This is a genomic window from Streptococcus sp. HMSC077F03 (genome assembly GCF_001812375.1).
Lineage (GTDB): Bacteria > Bacillota > Bacilli > Lactobacillales > Streptococcaceae > Streptococcus > Streptococcus oralis_S.
In genome coordinates this window covers 1-961 of record NZ_KV808771.1, presented here as the reverse complement: position 1 = coordinate 961, position 961 = coordinate 1, and the positions used below count along the sequence as shown (strand labels likewise).

At 35.9% G+C, this 961-nt stretch carries 1 protein-coding gene; it reads left to right on the top strand.

Translation table 11 applies throughout. The features are described from left to right. Positions 1–80: 80 nt before the first annotated feature. The coding region (locus HMPREF2853_RS03555; RefSeq protein ID WP_070534871.1) for a hypothetical protein at positions 81–961 on the top strand (881 nt) is incomplete at its 3' end.

The following is a 961-nucleotide window of genomic DNA, read 5'->3' as shown; positions in this document are numbered from 1 at the left end:
TCACGCATATGGTATAATGGATTAAGAGTTTATAATCTTTGTTTATCAGATACAAACAACAAATATTCAGGAGGAAGTCAATGAAACAATACAGGAAAAAAATACTAATCATTCTGGGACTTTTTAGCCTTCTTGTTGTGGTTTCTGGAGCCTATCCCTTATATCGCTACCTAACACATGACCGTTATAAAGTGCGAACTCCTGAGGTAGAACCAGCTTCTTATGAGTTTCTAGCTAATAGACAGGGGTTGGTCATTTCTTGGAAATATGTCAATCATAGCAATGAGCAGGAAGCTAATGAAGAACCACTGGAGTATACCAGTGCAATTTATGGGAAACGTTACCTTTCGACAGACAGTAAACGTTTAATTTACAAATGGGACGATAATCGCTTTGATGTCAAGAATCTGAGTTGGGGGGAGTATTGGAAGATTCAGGTTTATGATACCAGTCAGGATGATTTGCCTCGTAAGGAGTATGACCTTTTAAAGGCTGTTGCGGATTATGATTCGTCATACTTTCCAGTTTCAAGTACTTATATTAATTTTGTCACATACAATGATCAAGAGTATCGTAAGGTAGTTCTCCAAAAAACTGGGGGTCATGACCGTAAGGAAGTCCTCTTTAATATGGAAACAGGTAAGCTAGAGGATGTTCCTAAAGAACTTGGGGTTGCTCTTGAGAATAGGTATACATATTTATTTAACCGTTATACAAGTTTGAAAAATTACTATTATAATGATGATTTTATAGATAACACTACCTGTCTTAATCTCTCACAATCTGTGATTGAACAGTCTTCAGATTGGCTCTTGAGGGAGAAATACCCAAAAGCTTATGACTTGATGAGTAAAGAAAAAGGAAGTCTCTATTTTTTAACTAACGAGACAGATGTTAAGCTTTTATCAGATATTTTTAGCCTCTTAATTCCTAAGGACCGTGATTTATTTGATAATCTCAC